At 39.5% G+C, this 16,821-nt stretch carries 15 protein-coding genes; 12 read left to right on the top strand and 3 right to left on the bottom strand.

What is annotated here, in order from left to right:
• Positions 1-2: 2 nt before the first annotated feature.
• Positions 3-1,082 carry an LPS export ABC transporter permease LptG gene (lptG, locus tag ABN212_RS12705; protein WP_196533526.1) on the bottom strand — a complete coding sequence of 360 codons (1,080 nt, stop codon included), beginning with the start codon at positions 1,080-1,082 and terminating at the stop codon, positions 3-5.
• Complete coding sequence (lptF, locus tag ABN212_RS12700) at positions 1,082-2,179, bottom strand: LPS export ABC transporter permease LptF (RefSeq protein WP_198620205.1); 1,098 nt, start codon at positions 2,177-2,179, stop codon at positions 1,082-1,084. The genes lptG and lptF overlap by 1 nt, the downstream gene beginning before the upstream one ends.
• 286 nt (positions 2,180-2,465) lie before the next feature.
• Between lptF and pepA the strand changes: the two genes are divergently transcribed.
• The 6 genes from pepA to ABN212_RS12670 all read left to right on the top strand — a co-directional run bounded on the left by pepA (position 2,466) and on the right by ABN212_RS12670 (position 10,136).
• On the top strand, positions 2,466-3,974 hold the full coding sequence (pepA, locus tag ABN212_RS12695; RefSeq protein WP_006535637.1) for a leucyl aminopeptidase: 1,509 nt from the start codon (positions 2,466-2,468) through the stop codon (positions 3,972-3,974).
• 105 nt (positions 3,975-4,079) lie between these two features.
• Positions 4,080-4,529, top strand: a complete 450-nt coding sequence (locus tag ABN212_RS12690; RefSeq protein ID WP_023583544.1) for a DNA polymerase III subunit chi — start codon at positions 4,080-4,082, stop codon at positions 4,527-4,529.
• Between the two features lie 13 nt (positions 4,530-4,542).
• The gene (locus ABN212_RS12685) at positions 4,543-7,431 is read left to right on the top strand and encodes a valine--tRNA ligase (RefSeq protein WP_198632462.1); all 2,889 of its coding nucleotides are present in this window, start codon (positions 4,543-4,545) and stop codon (positions 7,429-7,431) included.
• A gap of 375 nt (positions 7,432-7,806) precedes the next feature.
• Positions 7,807-8,316: a GNAT family N-acetyltransferase gene (locus tag ABN212_RS12680; protein WP_349443294.1), complete on the top strand. Its 510-nt coding sequence runs from the start codon at positions 7,807-7,809 to the stop codon at positions 8,314-8,316.
• A 419-nt stretch (positions 8,317-8,735) separates the two neighbouring features.
• A complete protein-coding gene (locus ABN212_RS12675; RefSeq protein ID WP_036914671.1) occupies positions 8,736-8,903 on the top strand; it encodes a YhfL family protein in 168 nt (55 codons plus the stop codon).
• A 363-nt stretch (positions 8,904-9,266) separates the two neighbouring features.
• A complete protein-coding gene (locus ABN212_RS12670) occupies positions 9,267-10,136 on the top strand; it encodes a pirin family protein (RefSeq protein WP_198626347.1) in 870 nt (289 codons plus the stop codon).
• Positions 10,137-10,245: 109 nt separating this feature from the next.
• Here ABN212_RS12670 and rraB read toward each other — a convergent pair whose 3' ends face one another.
• Complete coding sequence (gene rraB / locus ABN212_RS12665; protein ID WP_088493956.1) at positions 10,246-10,680, bottom strand: ribonuclease E inhibitor RraB; 435 nt, start codon at positions 10,678-10,680, stop codon at positions 10,246-10,248.
• Positions 10,681-10,864: 184 nt separating this feature from the next.
• On the opposite strand from rraB, the gene argF reads away from it, so the two are divergent.
• The 6 genes from argF to nrdD all read left to right on the top strand — a co-directional run bounded on the left by argF (position 10,865) and on the right by nrdD (position 16,819).
• Positions 10,865-11,869 carry an ornithine carbamoyltransferase gene (argF, locus tag ABN212_RS12660; RefSeq protein ID WP_198620208.1) on the top strand — a complete coding sequence of 335 codons (1,005 nt, stop codon included), beginning with the start codon at positions 10,865-10,867 and terminating at the stop codon, positions 11,867-11,869.
• A 178-nt stretch (positions 11,870-12,047) separates the two neighbouring features.
• Complete coding sequence (locus ABN212_RS12655) at positions 12,048-12,221, top strand: hypothetical protein (RefSeq protein WP_162558370.1); 174 nt, start codon at positions 12,048-12,050, stop codon at positions 12,219-12,221.
• Positions 12,218-13,153 (top strand): aspartate carbamoyltransferase, encoded by a 936-nt coding sequence (pyrB, locus tag ABN212_RS12650; RefSeq protein WP_349443282.1) that lies wholly within the window; start codon positions 12,218-12,220, stop codon positions 13,151-13,153. The genes ABN212_RS12655 and pyrB overlap by 4 nt, the downstream gene beginning before the upstream one ends.
• A 13-nt stretch (positions 13,154-13,166) precedes the next feature.
• Positions 13,167-13,625: an aspartate carbamoyltransferase regulatory subunit gene (pyrI, locus tag ABN212_RS12645; RefSeq protein WP_109372664.1), complete on the top strand. Its 459-nt coding sequence runs from the start codon at positions 13,167-13,169 to the stop codon at positions 13,623-13,625.
• Positions 13,626-13,949: 324 nt separating this feature from the next.
• Positions 13,950-14,336 (top strand): RidA family protein, encoded by a 387-nt coding sequence (locus tag ABN212_RS12640; protein WP_006535650.1) that lies wholly within the window; start codon positions 13,950-13,952, stop codon positions 14,334-14,336.
• Positions 14,337-14,680: 344 nt separating this feature from the next.
• The gene (nrdD, locus tag ABN212_RS12635; protein ID WP_198620209.1) at positions 14,681-16,819 is read left to right on the top strand and encodes an anaerobic ribonucleoside-triphosphate reductase; all 2,139 of its coding nucleotides are present in this window, start codon (positions 14,681-14,683) and stop codon (positions 16,817-16,819) included.
• Positions 16,820-16,821: the final 2 nt, after the last annotated feature.

Below are 16,821 nucleotides of genomic sequence, written 5' to 3'. Positions count from 1 at the left end.
ATCTAGCGATTACGCTTCATCAATAACCATAAACTCAACGTTAAGAAGAGTATTCCCGGTACTAATGCGGCAATCACTGCGGGTATGCCATAAACCAAACTTAATCGTCCTGAAACTTCATTGACGATATAGAATAAGAAACCAAAAGAGATACCCGTTAAAACTCTTAATCCCATTGGTACAGTACGTAATGGGCCAAAAATAAATGACAATGCCATTAACATCATTACAGCAACAGAGATTGGAGCAAAGATTTTTTTCCAGAAATTCAGCTCATAGTTTGCTGACTCTTGCCCACTCTGTTTTAGATATTTAACGTACTGATAAAGCCCGCTGATCGATAATGCATCTGGATCTAACGCCACAACGCTTAATTTTTCTGGCGTTAATCGTGTTGGCCATTCAAGTGATACCTGTTTTTTACCTGTGATTTTTTGTGGATCAGTTAAATCTGACTGTTCAACTTGTTTCAACATCCACGTTTTTTTATTCACATCGTAGGTTGCACTTGATGCATAACGTACCGTTTCTAGTTTTCTATCATTATTAAAATCATAGAGTGTGATGCCTTGCATCTCATTTTGGCTCTTTATTCGGTTGATATGAATAAATTGATTGCCATCTTTAGCCCACATACCGCGGTTAGTCGAAACTAAAGAGTTACCCATGATTTTTTCGGCACGGTAGTTACGTGCGTACTGTTCACCTTGTGGTGCGCCCCATTCGCCAATCAGTACAGTTAATAGTACCAAGGGAATAGCGGTTTTCATTACCGAGCCTGCAATTTGCAAACGGGTAAATCCCGATGCTTGCATCACCACCAACTCACTACGCGTTGCTAATGCGCCTAATCCTAATAACGCACCAAGTAATGCCGCCATAGGAAAGAAAATCTGCACATCTTTAAGGATATTTAAAATGGCGTAAATACCCGCATCCAGTGTGGTGAAATCCCCTTGCCCTACTTTACGGAGTTGATCGACAAATTTGATAATGCCAGATAGTGAAACTAGCAAAAACAGTGTCATCAAAATCGACTGTAAAATAGTACGCCCGATATATCTATCTAGTACACCAAACATCAGGCAACTCCTTTCTTAAAGCGAGCGCGGAATTTACGCATAGGCAAGGTATCCCAAATATTCAATAAGATAGCCAAGGCAAGATAAGCGCCATTAACACTCCACATTGCAATTAGAGGGTCCAGTTTTCCTTTTTCACCGTTAGAGTGCAATGAACTTTGTAGTAAGAAGAACACCAGATAAAGCAACATGGCAGGTAGCATACTTAATACGCGACCTTGACGTGGGTTTACCTCACTTAAAGGCACGACCATCACCGCCATAATGATAACAGAGAAAATCAAAGTTAAACGCCAATGGAATTCAGCGATAGACTCTGTTTCATTTGAATGCCAAAGTTCAGTCATCGTTTTTTGTTCTACACGATTACTACTAATGGTAGATTCACGGTGCCCGATAACAGCTTGGTAATCATTAAAATCGGTAATACGAAAATCACGTAGCACAGCCGTACCTTCATAGCGAGTACCCTCACTTAATACAACTATCTGATTCCCGTTAGGTAATTCTTTGGTATAGCCTTTATCTGCCACCACGACAGAAGGACGCTGATCTTGTGTTGGACGCAACTGTGCAAGGAATACATCTTGGAATTGATTCCCTTTTACACTGCCAAGATAGAGCACCATATTGCGGTCACTGGACATTTTAAATTGCCCTTCCATCAATGCAGCTAAACTTGGGTTTGCTTTAGCATCCTCAAGAACTTGCTCTTGATGCACCGAAGACCAAGGAATAAGCCAAATGACATTTCCTGCGGCTAATGCGCTGGTGAGTAATGAAAGCAACAGTGCAGCTTGCACTAATGCTTTTTTACCTATTCCGCACGCATTCATGACGGTTATCTCACTTTCAACATAAAGTTTGCTGTAAGTCATCAGAAGCCCAAGAAAAAGGCTTAATGGAAGAATAAGCTGTGCCATCTCAGGAATTCCCAGCCACAGCAGAGAAATCACGAGGTTTGTAGGAATGTTACCTTCAACAGCAGCCCCTAAAATTTCAACCAGTTTCTGGCTAAAAAAGATAAGCATCAAAATAAATAAGATGGCTATCTGACTTTTAAGGGTTTCCCGAGCTAAATATCGAATTATAATCACGCTAGTTATGCCTGTGAAAACTTGTCTTTTTGCAGGAAAATCGCTAACTTCGTTGTATATCTATCATTTGTGCATCTCAGTTAGACATTCTTGCAGCCCAAATGATATCAAAACATGCTATAAACAGGTTCCCAATAAGAACAAGCTTATAAGTTAGCTAAATTAGTTGTGTTCAATTAATGCATTTAGCTTAACATAAAAAGTAAACTTTCTATGGGGTAGATTAATGCGGATCACTATTCTAAACGATACTTTCCGTTTTTGTCTTTAATATTCAGGAGAACGCATGGAGTTTAATGTAAAAAGCGGCAGCCCAGAGAAACAACGCAGCGCTTGTATTATCGTGGGGGTGTTTGAGCCTCGTCGTTTATCTCCGATCGCGGAGCAACTTGATAAAATCAGTGATGGCTATATCAGCGCCTTGTTACGCAGAGGTGAACTGGAAGGCAAAGTCGGACAATCATTGCTGTTACATCATGTACCAAATGTTCTCTCTGAGCGCGTTTTACTAATTGGTTGCGGTAAAGAGCGTGAATTGGATGAACGCCAGTATAAACAGATCATTCAAAAAACCATTAACACACTCAATGAAACTGGATCTATGGAAGCCGTATGCTTTCTGACTGAGTTACATGTTAAAGGTCGTAATAATTACTGGAAAGTGCGTCAAGCGGTTGAGACTGCAAAAGACTGCCTCTATACCTTTGATCAACTGAAAAGCAATAAGACAGAATTACGTCGCCCATTACGTAAGATGGTCTTTAATGTACCTACTCGTCGTGAACTACCAAGTGGTGAACGTGCAATTGCACACGGTTTAGCCATCGCTTCAGGTATTAAAGCATGTAAAGATTTAGCTAACATGCCACCAAATATCTGTAATGCCGCTTATTTGGCGTCTCAAGCTCGTCAACTAGCAGACTCATCTTCAAATGTTTCTACGCGTGTTATTGGCGAAGAACAAATGAAAGAGCTAAATATGAATGCTTACCTCGCAGTAGGACAAGGCTCTCAAAATGAATCTTTAATGTCGATTATCGAATATAAAGGCAATAAAGATCCTGAAGCTCGCCCAATTGTGTTAGTAGGTAAAGGGCTGACATTTGACTCGGGTGGTATTTCCATCAAGCCTGCTGATGGCATGGATGAAATGAAATACGACATGTGTGGTGCGGCAACGGTTTACGGTGTGATGCGTGTTGTTGCTGAACTCCAGTTACCAATCAATGTCATTGGTGTACTTGCGGGTTGCGAAAATATGCCGGGTGGAAAAGCGTATCGCCCAGGTGATATTTTAACAACCATGTCAGGACAAACCGTAGAAGTATTAAACACCGATGCTGAAGGTCGTTTAGTGCTGTGTGATACGTTAACTTATGTTGAGCGCTTTGAGCCTGAATTAGTTGTCGATATCGCTACATTAACAGGTGCTTGTATGGTGGCTTTAGGACATCACTACAGCGGATTAATGTCTAATCATAATCCATTAGCACATGAATTAATGAATGCATCAGAACAAGCAGGTGACCGCGCTTGGCGTTTACCATTAGGCGATGAGTTCTATGAACAAATCGAATCTAATTTTGCTGATTTAGCTAATACTGGTGGCCGTTTAGGTGGCGCAATTACTGCGGGTTGTTTCTTAGCGCGCTTTGCGACTAAATATAACTGGGCTCACTTGGATATTGCAGGCACAGCATGGCGTTCTGGTAAAGCAAAAGGCGCGACAGGCCGCCCTGTTTCTTTATTGTCTCAGTTCTTACTTAATCGCGCGGGTTTGAATAGCGACGAGTAATACCGCATAATTATCAGGGTTAAGGTATTACCCTATTATTATGGTAAATAGAGCAGACTCCAAGAAGGGTATTGCAACGCAATACCCTTCTGTTATCGGGATATCATGAAAAACGCCACGTTTTATTTAATGGAACACCCATCAATACACGATGATTTACAGGCTCATGAGTGGCTTGCCTGTCAACTTACCGCTGAACATTGGCGATTAGGCAAACGTATTTTGTTGGTTTGTGAGTCTCAAGCTCAAGCTGAATTGCTTGATGAGGCATTATGGGCAAGAGAACCTCATCAGTTTGTTCCTCATAATCTTGCAGGTGAAGGTCCTCGTTATGGCTCTCCTGTTGAATTATGTTGGCCTGGAAAACGTGGTAATGCACCTCGTGATCTCTTGATTAATTTGCAATCGCAATTCGTAGACTTTGCCACAGCTTTCCATGAAGTGATAGACTTTGTACCTATTGATGAACAATTGAAACAGTTGGCGCGTGAACGATATAAAATTTATCGTAGCGTCGGCTTTACTTTGACAATGGCTACGCCGCCAACCTATTGAATACGTAAAGAATATGGAAAATAAATCCGCACCGAAAGAGCCATCGCTCGACACAACATATAATCCAGCAGAGATTGAACAACCTCTGTATCAGCATTGGGAAAAAAATGGCTATTTCAAAGCCAATGGCGATACAACGAAAGAAAGCTTCTGTATCGTGATCCCACCGCCAAACGTCACAGGTAGTCTACATATGGGTCACGCTTTCCAGCAGACTATTATGGATACCATGATCCGTTATCAGCGTATGCAAGGTAAAAATACCTTATGGCAGTCAGGTACTGACCATGCGGGTATCGCAACGCAAATGGTTGTTGAGCGAAAAATTGCCGCTGAAGAAGGTAAAAATCGTCATGACTATGGTCGTGATGCATTTATCGACAAAATTTGGGAATGGAAAGCAGAATCAGGTGGTAACATTTCTAACCAAATGCGTCGTTTAGGTAACTCTGTTGATTGGGAACGTGAACGTTTCACAATGGATGAAGGGTTATCTAAAGCGGTTAAAGAAGCTTTTGTTCGCTTACATAAAGAAGATCTAATCTACCGTGGTAAACGCCTTGTAAACTGGGATCCTAAATTACACACAGCGATTTCTGATCTTGAAGTCGAAAACCGTGAAGTTAAAGGATCTATGTGGCATCTGCGTTATCCTTTAGCGGATGGGGCGAAAACAGCCGAAGGTAAAGACTACCTCATTGTTGCAACAACACGTCCTGAAACCATGTTAGGTGATACAGGTGTTGCTGTTAACCCAGAAGATCCTCGCTATAAAGATTTAATTGGTAAAGAAATTATTCTACCAATCGTTAACCGTCGTATCCCTATTTTAGCGGATGAACACGCTGATATGGAAAAAGGTACAGGTTGCGTAAAAATCACCCCTGCTCACGACTTTAATGACTATGAAGTTGGACGTCGTCATCAATTACCAATGATTAATATCATGGATTTTGACGGCAATATCCGTGTAAGCGCAGAAGTCTTAGACACCAATGGTGTTGAATCTGATGTTTATAGCACTGAAATTCCAGCAGCCTACCAAGGTATGGAACGCTTTGCTGCACGTAAAGCAATGGTCGCTGAATTTGAACGTCTAGGTTTATTAGAAGAGATCAAGCCTCACGATTTAACCGTACCTTACGGCGACCGTGGTGGTGTCGTTATCGAGCCTTTATTAACAGACCAATGGTATGTTCGCGCAGCACCTTTAGCGAAACCAGCAGTTGAAGCTGTTAAAAATGGCGATATCCAATTTGTACCAAAGCAGTACGAAAATATGTACTTCTCATGGATGAATGATATCCAAGATTGGTGTATTTCTCGTCAACTGTGGTGGGGTCACCGTATCCCAGCTTGGTATGATAATGAAGGCAACGTTTATGTTGGTCGTGACGAAGAAGAAGTTCGTCGTGAAAACAATATCGCAGCTGATGTTGCATTACGCCAAGATGATGACGTACTGGATACGTGGTTCTCATCTGCACTATGGACATTCTCAACATTAGGCTGGCCTGAAAATACTGAAGCACTGAAGACATTCCATCCAACAAATGTTTTAGTCAGTGGATTCGATATTATATTCTTCTGGATCGCTCGCATGATCATGATGACCATGCACTTTATCAAAGACGAAGACGGTAAACCGCAAGTGCCATTTAATACGGTTTACATGACAGGTCTTATTCGTGATGAAGAAGGCCAGAAGATGTCAAAATCTAAAGGTAACGTACTTGATCCTCTGGATATGATCGACGGTATTTCATTAGAGAACCTGTTAGAAAAACGTACTGGTAATATGATGCAGCCACAAATGGCTGAAAAAATTGCTAAACGTACTAGCAAAGAGTTCCCAGAAGGTATTGAAGCACACGGTACAGATGCCCTGCGCTTTACCTTAGCCGCGTTAGCCTCAACGGGTCGCGATATTAACTGGGATATGAAACGTCTATCTGGTTACCGTAACTTCTGTAACAAGCTGTGGAATGCAAGCCGCTTTGTGCTAATGAATACAGAAGATCAAGATTGTGGCTACCAAGGTGGTGAGATGACATTCTCACTGGCTGACCGTTGGATCTTAGCTGAATTTAACAATACCGTTAAAGCCTATCGTGAAGCGTTAGACAACTATCGTTTCGATATCGCTGCTGGTATTTTATATGAGTTCACTTGGAACCAATTCTGTGACTGGTATCTTGAGCTATCAAAACCTGCGGTACACAAAGGTAATGATGCACAAAAACGCGCAGCGCGTCATACACTGATTGAAGTGTTAGAAGGCTTACTGCGCCTTGCTCATCCAATTATTCCATTTATCACAGAGACAATCTGGCAACGTGTGAAGGAAGTGAAAGGCATCGACGGTGAAACCATCATGCTACAAGCTTTCCCTGAATTCGATGCATCACTTGTTGATGAAGCTGCACTTAACGATCTTGAGTGGATCAAAGAAGTTATCGTTGCTGTACGTAATATCCGTGCTGAAATGAATATTGCCCCAGGTAAACCACTTGAAGTTATCTTACGTGGTGCCGACGACAATGCTAAACGTCGCGTTAGTGACAATATTGGTTTCTTAAAAGCAATGGGTCGTTTAGCGGATATTCGTCCATTAGCAGAAGGCGAAGAAGCGCCATTATCAGTTAATAAACTGGTTAACGGTGCAGAATTGCTGATCCCAATGGCGGGCTTTATCGATAAAGATGCGGAGCTTGCACGTTTAGATAAAGAGCTTGAAAAAGTAGAAAAAGATATCACAACTTTAGACAGCAAATTATCTAACGATGGCTTTGTTAGCCGTGCACCAGAAGCGGTTGTTGCTAAAGAGCGTGAACGCTTAGCAACATGCTTAAGTGCAAAAGAAAAACTAATCGCACAAAAAATCTCTATCGCCTCTTTATAAGCACAGTCGCTTTAAAGACACTGAGATTAATAATAAAAACCCGCGTTTATCGCGGGTTTTGACTTAATATCATTCAGCTAAAAAATAAAACCATTTTTCACTTCATTTCTTGTTATTCTCGGTTCTATTCTCGTCAATCCGCCTTTCTCCCCCTTATTTTCGCTTAAATTTAATCACTCGCTAAAATATAACGCTAGAAATAAAGGGGATAAGTAAGCAAAGAAAAAGGGTTAACGGTTTACAAACACGCTTAATCAATTAAGATAGTTTTTGTAGCCACCCGCGCTACTTTCAATGAAGAAGTTCCTTTCCGGTGCTCTCTCAATAAATAATCAAAAAGTATTCTACTAATAAGTGAAAACGATGAGTGCAACTATGACTGCAACCCAAGCTATAACCTCAAATATTGTTATCCGAGCAATTGAAGAAAAAGACAACGCAGGTATTGCACGCGTTATTCGTGAAGTCTCCGCAGAGCACGGTTTAACTGCCGATAAAGGCTTTGCGGTTGCCGACCCAATTTTAGATACCCTTTATGAAGTTTATCATCAGCCTCGCAGTGCTTACTGGATTGTTGAGATGGATGGAGAAGTTGTTGGCGGCGGCGGTGTCGCACCACTTGCTGGAGGTGATGGCAATACTTGTGAATTACAAAAAATATACCTTTCATCCAAACTACGAGGCAAAGGTATTGCGAAAAAAATCGTTCTACAATCTCTTGAATTTGGTAAAGAGCAAGGCTTTAGCCGTTGCTATTTAGAAACCACAGATATCTTAAAAGCGGCTGTTGGTTTATACGAAAAACTAGGATTCGAATTTATTGATGAAGCATTAGGCAACACTGGACATAGTGATTGTGAGATCCGGATGGTGAAGCCACTTTAAGCGTTCTTGCTGTTCCCTAAGTAATACAATAAATAAAATAAGTTTTACTTTACCCGTATTTCTGATACGGGTTTTTATTGTCAAAAATAGCACCCATTAACACAAATTCTGTTTATCAAAATGATATAAATACAGTATGTTTTATACTTATTCTCACAATTAATTTCTTAATTAATTATTATCAAAGTATTATTAATGAAATTCTTATCTTATATTTTATTAAAATATACAAGTTTAATTTATTATTCATTTCACTCTAGATAACTCTATTTAACTTCTTAAATTAAATATCTCTTAGCTTCTATTTTATTTTAATTCTCCTTCTTTTTTATATTGCTATTTATCGCTAATTTAATATCTTTATGCAGATAAAGTCATGTAATGGCTTTTATAACTCTAAAATTTAAAAGGAATTTTTCATGAAAAACTTTGTTAAAATTGCACTTATTGCTTCTGTAATTACCGTAATGACTGGTTGTACTGGTAGCGTATACAATAAAGAAAAAGACTGTAACTACGACTACTTACTGCACCCAGCAGTTTCTATTTCTAAAATTATTGGCGGCTGTGGCGACACAAGCAAATAAGAACTAAGAAATAAACATATTAATAAACTGCATTCTGACTTATTGTTGCTAAGAAAGAATGTAGTTTTTTATTTTTCATTTCTTGAAAAGAAATGAAAAAAAATTAAATCTATTACACTAAAAACTATTTATTCAATTATTTAAATATAGCCTATTTATTATTTCTATTTTCTTTATTACATCTCTTTTATTTCTATCTATTAAAATCATTCATTTTTTTTGAACACCATCAACAAATTCCCCCTATTTTGTTCATCTCGCGAACACTTTATGATCAGCTTCATTAAGAAATCGCGATAATCTGTATTACCTCCTTCTGTGTCTTGGTTATTGCGGTTTCTTTCCTTAACTCGGAGAACAATCATGACTATCAGACAGATTAATCATATTTATTCGGCGCCAAATTCACACTGGGTAGGTAATGGCTTTCCAGTCAGCACCTTATTTTCCTATCAGGAAAATGGTGAAAAACATAGCCCGTTTCTGCTGATGGATTATGCCGAGCCAACACTATTTAAGCCTGTTACTAATGCCCGTGGTGTAGGAGCGCATCCTCATCGTGGATTTGAAACCGTGACAATCGCTTATCAAGGCGAAGTTTCTCATCATGACTCTAAAGGTCATGCTGGAACCATCGGCGCAGGTGATGTGCAATGGATGACTGCTGCTTCTGGCATTTTGCATAAAGAGTATCACTCTGAAAAAATGACCAAAGAAGGCGGTGTATTGGAAATGGTGCAACTTTGGGTGAATCTGCCGACAGCGTACAAAATGACACAGCCTCGTTATCAGGCGCTAAAAGCAGAGGATATCCCTCATGTTGAATTACCTGATGGTCAGGGTTATGTCAGAGTCATTGCGGGTAATTATGCCAATACCCAAGGTGCCGCAATGACCTATTCACCACTGAATGTGTGGGATCTGCATTTAAATCACGCAGGTGTTTCACATTACAGTATTCCCGAAGGCCATAATGCAATGCTGTTTGTAGTAAAAGGTGCTGTACATATCAATGACAGTGAAATAGCACGCCAACATGACATGGTCGTGTTAGATAATCATGGCGATACGCTGACATTAGAATCAATGGGTGACACCCTTGTTTTAATTCTAACAGGTGAGCCGATTAATGAGCCGATTGCTGGACAAGGACCTTTTGTGATGAATACGCAAGAAGAGTTACAACAAGCTTTTGATGATTATGACAATGGTAGATTTGGGGTGATGAACTAATCGCTCGATCTTAAAACCAATAACACCAGTCACAAAGTAACTATTTTGTGGCTGGTGCTATTATTTTGCACTGATAAATCAGGTACAAAAGGACAACATTTAGCAAAAATTAATGTAAGCGAGATGACTTATCAGACTCTTCTTCTTCGTCGTCTTCGTCTTCACCTTCTTCATCATCATACTCTGCGTCAGGATCTTCAAAATAAGTCCCCCAACCATCGTAATAGACACCCATTTTTTCAGCTAAATTCATTAATTGCTCAACTTGGGCATCAATAAGTTCAGCATTCAAACCACTTTCACTCACAGCATCAAAACAAACTAGGATCTCACCTGATTCGACTTCAATTTCCTCAGGCTCAGTCACTTCATAACCTAACTTAAAGACTTCAACTGCTGCTTTTTCTAGTGTTTCAAAGTTTTCACAAGAAATATGGTGCTCAATGGCATACAGTGCGTCAGGATCACTGCCATCTTCCAGTAACTCTTCAATAATAAGACGTGTTTCTTCACGTTGTTCTGCTAACTCTTTGCTGTCCGCCATAATCATGCTCCGCAATAGTCTGAAAAGGTATCTCGTTCATTCTCCCACAGGCAGGATCAACACTCCATACTTAATATGATGCCCTTATCGCAGACTGTTTAAATTAAAAGTTTTGCCTTAGGGGTTGATGATGAATATTTATTAATATAAATTGAATATAAATTCAATAACAGGATATCACTCTATGAACCCTTTTTATCAAAAATCATTCTTACGTTTGCTTGATTTTTCACCTGTGGAAATTCAGCAACTGCTTACACTGTCAACGCAATTGAAAAAAGCCAAAAAATCAGGTCAAGAAACTCAATATCTTACTGGAAAAAATATCGCACTGATTTTTGAAAAAGACTCAACACGTACCCGTTGTGCATTTGAAGTTGCTGCATTTGATCAAGGCGCAAGAGTGACTTATTTAGGAGGAGGAAGCCAAATTGGGCATAAAGAATCGATAAAAGATACCGCTCGAGTATTAGGTCGTATGTATGATGGTATTCAGTATCGGGGTTACGGGCAAAAAACGGTAGATGCACTTGCACAATATTCAGGTGTACCTGTTTGGAATGGTTTAACCAATGAATTTCACCCAACACAGCTACTAGCAGATTTACTCACTATCACTGAACATCAAACTAAACCGTTATCAGAAACTGTGTTTGCTTACCTTGGTGACGCTCGTAATAACATGGGAAATACCATGCTGGAAGCGGCAGCATTAACAGGTATGGATTTACGTTTAGTTGCCCCTAAAGCATGTTGGCCTGAAGCAGGTTTAGTTGCTCAATGTCAAGAAATTGCAACAAAAAATGGTGGAAAAATCACACTCACTGAAAATGTCGCTGAAGGCGTTAAAAATGCAGATTTTCTTTACACTGACGTGTGGGTTTCTATGGGTGAACCGAAAGAGGTTTGGAAAGAGCGTATTGCTTTACTCAAGCCTTATCAGGTCAATATGGATGTTATAAAATTAACTGGAAATACAGATGTTAAATTCCTTCACTGTTTACCCGCTTTCCATGATGAAGAAACAACGATGGGTAAAGCATTAGCTGAAGAATTTAACCTATATGGTGGTTTTGAAGTCACTGATGAGGTTTTTGAATCAAAACACAGCATTGTGTTTGATGAAGCAGAAAATCGTCTTCACACCATAAAAGCAGTGATGGTCGCTACCCTTGCAAATCCTTTCTAAAATACATAATCATGCAAAACACCTATTTTTTATTTATCAAAAAATAGGTGTTTTCTTTGTCTTATCCCAAGCTTATTGATTTTTAAATCAAAAAAAAATTTTTAGAAAAAAACAAAAGCAAACGCTTGCGTGCAAATCTAAGATGCGTATAATGCGCCACAATTTGTCAGGAGGAAAGATGAAACAGCGCCTATTCCAATTTGTTACTAAAACAAGCACCTTAACCGGTCGCAAGCGCATTCTCTTTTTTCCAATAGCCCAATTTTTTAAAACCCCTCTTATTGAGGGGTTTTTTTTGGCCTGTAAAAAACCACTTATCGCACAATTCATCGCTAAAGGAGAACTCAAATGACTAATCCGCTCTACCAAAAGCATATTATCTCCATCAATGATCTGGACAGGGAAGATTTGGAAGCTGTTCTTCACATTGCTAATAAATTAAAACAGCAACCTAATAACGAATTGTTAAAAGATAAAGTGATTGCGAGTTGCTTTTTTGAAGCATCAACACGTACTCGCCTATCATTTGAAACTGCGATTCATCGCCTAGGCGCATCTGTTGTCGGTTTTTCTGATGGAAGCAACACTTCACTGGGTAAAAAAGGTGAAACTTTAGCGGATACCATTTCGGTTCTTCGCACTTATGCTGATGCCATTGTTATTCGCCATCCTCAAGAAGGTGCAGCGCGTTTAGCTTCTGAGTTTGCTGGCGATATTCCAGTACTTAATGCGGGTGATGGCGCAAACCAACATCCAACACAAACTTTACTGGATTTGTTTACCATTCAAGAGACACAGGGTCGTTTAGATAATCTTAATATCGCGATGGTCGGTGACTTAAAATATGGCAGAACAGTTCACTCACTAGCACAAGCATTAGCGAAATTTAAAGGTAATCATCTCTATTTTATCGCCCCTAAAGTACTCGCTATGCCAGAACATATTCTTCACTTACTGGAAGAGAATGGTGTTGAATATAGCCAGCATGAAACAGTAGATGAAGTCATGCCTGAGCTGGATATTCTCTATATGACTCGTGTACAGAAAGAGCGTTTAGATCCATCTGAGTATGCGAATGTGAAAGCACAATTTATCTTAACCAGTGCAGATCTTGTGAATGTGAAAGATAACCTCAAGATCCTACACCCACTGCCACGTATTGATGAAATCACTACTGATGTAGATAAAACACCTTACGCTTACTACTTCCAACAAGCGGGCAATGGTATCTACGCACGCCAGGCATTACTTGCCTTAGTTCTGAATAAAAACTTAGTTCTTTAATAAGGAGCACACCATGACACATGATCACAAACTAAAAGTTGAAGCTATCAAACGTGGGACTGTTATTGATCATATTCCAGCGCAGGTGGGCTTTAAAATTCTTTCACTGTTTCGTTTAACTGAAACTGATGAAAGAATAACAGTGGGTTTTAATTTACCTTCAGAAAATTTAGGTAAAAAAGACTTAATTAAAATTGAGAATGTCTTTTTAACCCCAGAACAAGCAAACCGTTTAGCAATGTATGCACCGCAAGCAACGGTAAATATTATCGATGATTATCAAGTGATTAATAAGATGGCATTAAGCTTACCTGAATTACTTGAAGATGTGGTGCCTTGCCCGAACAGCAACTGTATTAGCCATAACGAGCCAGTACAAAGTAGTTTCCGTGTGAAAAAACTGGCCTCAGATGTTGTATTAACCTGCAAATACTGTGAAAAAGAGTTCGAACGCCATGCGGTAATTCGTTAATTCTTTTAACTATCTGCTCGAAAGGGCAGATAGTTTTTTTATAAAAAAGAATAATTATCTCTTAAAAGCCCCAAGACTATTTTTACTAAAAATAGAAATAGTTTATTTCCTCTTTTTTATAAAAAATATTACTACAATTTCACTATTTTTATGGACTAAAAGTAGCGTCAAGATGCAGTATAACTCTACATTCATTTTCTTTTTACACTGACAAACTTTATGATAAAGCCTGACATCTGTCATATTGCTAACCTAAAGCACTGGCTATAATAGCGCCACACTAATCGAATGTTAGCGTTAATCTTATAAAAACAGGAGTTCTACATGTCTTACGAAATTAATACCGATAAAGCCCCTGCAGCAATCGGCCCTTATGTACAAGGTGTTGATTTAGGTAACTTAGTGATCACTTCAGGTCAATTACCTGTTGATCCTGCAACCGGTGAATTTGTTTCTGATAATGCCGCAGAGCAAGCTCGTCAATCTTTAGAAAACGTAAAAGCAATCATTGAAAAAGCGGGTTTAACCGTTGCTAACATCATCAAGACTACTGTTTTCGTAAAAGATTTAAATGATTTTGGTACAATCAATGCGGCTTATGAAGCGTTCTTTAAAGAGCATAATGCTGCATTCCCAGCTCGCTCATGTGTTGAAGTTGCACGTTTACCAAAAGATGCAAAAGTAGAAATCGAAGTTATCGCTATCCGTTAATTTCGTCTCAATAATGAGTCATAAAAAAGCAAAGGTCTCTTAATGAGCACTTTGCTTTTTTTATGTTCTCACTTTTTGATGAATAATTTATCACTTCTGTTTTTGGCACATATTTACAATTCGGCTAATCCCTCTTGATACCTGACGTAGCAAAAATACCTTGATATAGATCAGTTTTAATGAAGATTATTTCCCTTCCAATAACTATATATTGTGCTTTAATACATACCGACCTACAACATATAGTAATTATACACATCTTATCCACAATAAGCCTGAATGCTGTGCCATCACCTGTTTTTATGGGATTTGAGCCTGTGGATAAATAGTTAAGGAGCAAGATTGTGAAAACCATAGTGATAAAACGAGACGGATGTAAAGTCTCTTTTGACCAAACCCGCATCAGCGATGCTATCAAAAGAGCCGCCGTAGCTTGTGAGATCACTGATGATGATTATTGCGATTCTGTCGCGCAATCCGTTTCACAATCTCTCGCAGGACGTTCGAATGTCGATATCCGTGAGATCCAAGACGCCGTAGAAAATCAGCTGATGGCTGGCGAACATAAAGATGTCGCCAGAGCCTACATTGAATACCGTCATGACCGAGATGTTGCTCGTGAGCAACGTGGAAGACTAACTCAGGAAATCCGAGGTCTTATCGAACAAAGTGATGTCTCTATTCTTCATGAAAATGCGAATAAAGACAGTAAGGTTATCCCTACCCAGCGTGATTTACTTGCGGGTATTGTGGCTAAACATTACGCAAAATTGCATATCCTGCCAAGAGATGTGGTACTCGCTCATGAGCGTGGTGAAATTCATTATCATGATCTCGATTATTCACCGTTTTTCCCTATGTTTAACTGTATGCTAATTGACCTTAAAGGCATGTTAAACAATGGCTTTAAAATGGGAAATGCAGAAATAGAACCCCCTAAATCTATTTCAACAGCAACAGCAGTAACTGCACAAATTATCGCACAAGTGGCAAGCCATATTTATGGCGGTACAACGATAAATCGTATCGATGAAGTATTAGCACCATTTGTAAAAGCAAGTTATGACAAACACTATAAAGTGGCAGAAGAATGGCAAATTGCTGACAAAGAAGCCTATGCCACTGCACGCACTGAAAAAGAGTGTTACGACGCATTCCAATCTTTAGAGTATGAAGTCAATACGCTGCATACGGCTAATGGACAAACCCCATTTGTCACTTTTGGCTTTGGTCTTGGTACATCAAAAGAAGCGCGTTTAATTCAACGCTCTATTCTTGAAAACCGTATGGCAGGTTTAGGTAAAAACCGTAAAACGGCTGTTTTCCCTAAACTCGTTTTTGCCATTAAAGATGGCTTAAACCATAAGTTTGGTGATCCTAATTACGATATCAAACAACTTGCTCTTGAATGCGCAAGTAAACGCATGTATCCCGATATCTTAAATTACGATCAAGTTGTGAAAGTGACGGGATCATTTAAAACTCCAATGGGTTGCCGTAGTTTCTTAGGTGTTTACGAAGAAAATGGCGAAATGATCCACGAGGGGCGTAATAACTTAGGCGTTATCAGCCTGAATCTACCGCGTATTGCTATTGAAGCTCAAGGTGATGAAGCGACATTCTGGTCACTACTTGATGACCGCCTTGAATTAGCGAAAAAAGCACTGATGACACGTATTGCTCGTTTAGAAAACGTCAAAGCGCGTGTTGCCCCTATCCTTTATATGGAAGGTGCTTGCGGTGTTCGCTTGAAAGCAGATGATAATGTGGCTGAAATCTTTAAAAATGGTAGAGCCTCAATTTCTCTTGGTTATATTGGTGTTCATGAAACCATTAATGCACTGTTTGGTACTCAAAAACACGTTTTTGACGACGAAACCTTAAGAGAAAAAGCGGTAGCGATTATTAATCGTCTACGTGAAGCCACAGATCAATGGAAAGCTGAAACAGGTTATGGCTTTAGCCTTTATAGCACACCAAGCGAAAACTTATGTGACCGTTTCTGTCGTTTAGATGCCGCAGAGTTCGGTATTCTTCCTGGTGTTACCGACAAAGGTTATTACACCAACAGCTTCCACTTAGATGTTGAGAAAAAAGTAAACCCATACGACAAACTGGATTTTGAAGCGCCTTATCCTCCATTAGCAAGTGGCGGTTTTATCTGCTATGGCGAATATCCAAACTTACAGCATAACCTTAAAGCGTTAGAGGATGTGTGGGACTATAGCTATACCCGAGTTCCTTACTATGGAACAAACACTCCAATAGACGAATGTTACGACTGTGGTTATACCGGTGAATTCTCTTGCACCAGTAAAGGGTTTACTTGCCCGCGTTGTGGTAATCACAACCCTGCTAGAGTCTCTGTTATTCGCCGTGTGTGTGGATATTTAGGCAGCCCCGATTCACGTCCATTTAATGCGGGTAAACAGGAAGAAGTTAAACGTCGAGTTAAACATCTGGCAAATGGTCAGTTAGGCTAACA

This window comes from Proteus genomosp. 6 (assembly GCF_040139785.1).
Classification (GTDB): Bacteria; Pseudomonadota; Gammaproteobacteria; order Enterobacterales; family Enterobacteriaceae; genus Proteus.
Note: the sequence above shows the minus strand (reverse complement) of the source record. Positions and strands in the feature narration are given on the sequence as shown.

What these genes read in the sequence shown, in the direction of transcription:
- rraB (WP_088493956.1), bottom strand. Translation starts at nt 10,680, where the DNA reads ATGGCGGACAGCAAAGAGTTAGCAGAACAACGTGAAGAAACACGTCTT.
- lptG (WP_196533526.1), bottom strand. Translation starts at nt 1,082, where the DNA reads ATGTTTGGTGTACTAGATAGATATATCGGGCGTACTATTTTACAGTCG.
- pyrB (WP_349443282.1), top strand. Translation starts at nt 12,218, where the DNA reads ATGACTAATCCGCTCTACCAAAAGCATATTATCTCCATCAATGATCTG.
- pyrI (WP_109372664.1), top strand. Translation starts at nt 13,167, where the DNA reads ATGACACATGATCACAAACTAAAAGTTGAAGCTATCAAACGTGGGACT.
- pepA (WP_006535637.1), top strand. Translation starts at nt 2,466, where the DNA reads ATGGAGTTTAATGTAAAAAGCGGCAGCCCAGAGAAACAACGCAGCGCT.
- ABN212_RS12675 (WP_036914671.1), top strand. Translation starts at nt 8,736, where the DNA reads ATGAAAAACTTTGTTAAAATTGCACTTATTGCTTCTGTAATTACCGTA.
- ABN212_RS12685 (WP_198632462.1), top strand. Translation starts at nt 4,543, where the DNA reads ATGGAAAATAAATCCGCACCGAAAGAGCCATCGCTCGACACAACATAT.
- ABN212_RS12670 (WP_198626347.1), top strand. Translation starts at nt 9,267, where the DNA reads ATGACTATCAGACAGATTAATCATATTTATTCGGCGCCAAATTCACAC.
- ABN212_RS12680 (WP_349443294.1), top strand. Translation starts at nt 7,807, where the DNA reads ATGACTGCAACCCAAGCTATAACCTCAAATATTGTTATCCGAGCAATT.
- ABN212_RS12640 (WP_006535650.1), top strand. Translation starts at nt 13,950, where the DNA reads ATGTCTTACGAAATTAATACCGATAAAGCCCCTGCAGCAATCGGCCCT.
- argF (WP_198620208.1), top strand. Translation starts at nt 10,865, where the DNA reads ATGAACCCTTTTTATCAAAAATCATTCTTACGTTTGCTTGATTTTTCA.
- ABN212_RS12655 (WP_162558370.1), top strand. Translation starts at nt 12,048, where the DNA reads ATGAAACAGCGCCTATTCCAATTTGTTACTAAAACAAGCACCTTAACC.
- ABN212_RS12690 (WP_023583544.1), top strand. Translation starts at nt 4,080, where the DNA reads ATGAAAAACGCCACGTTTTATTTAATGGAACACCCATCAATACACGAT.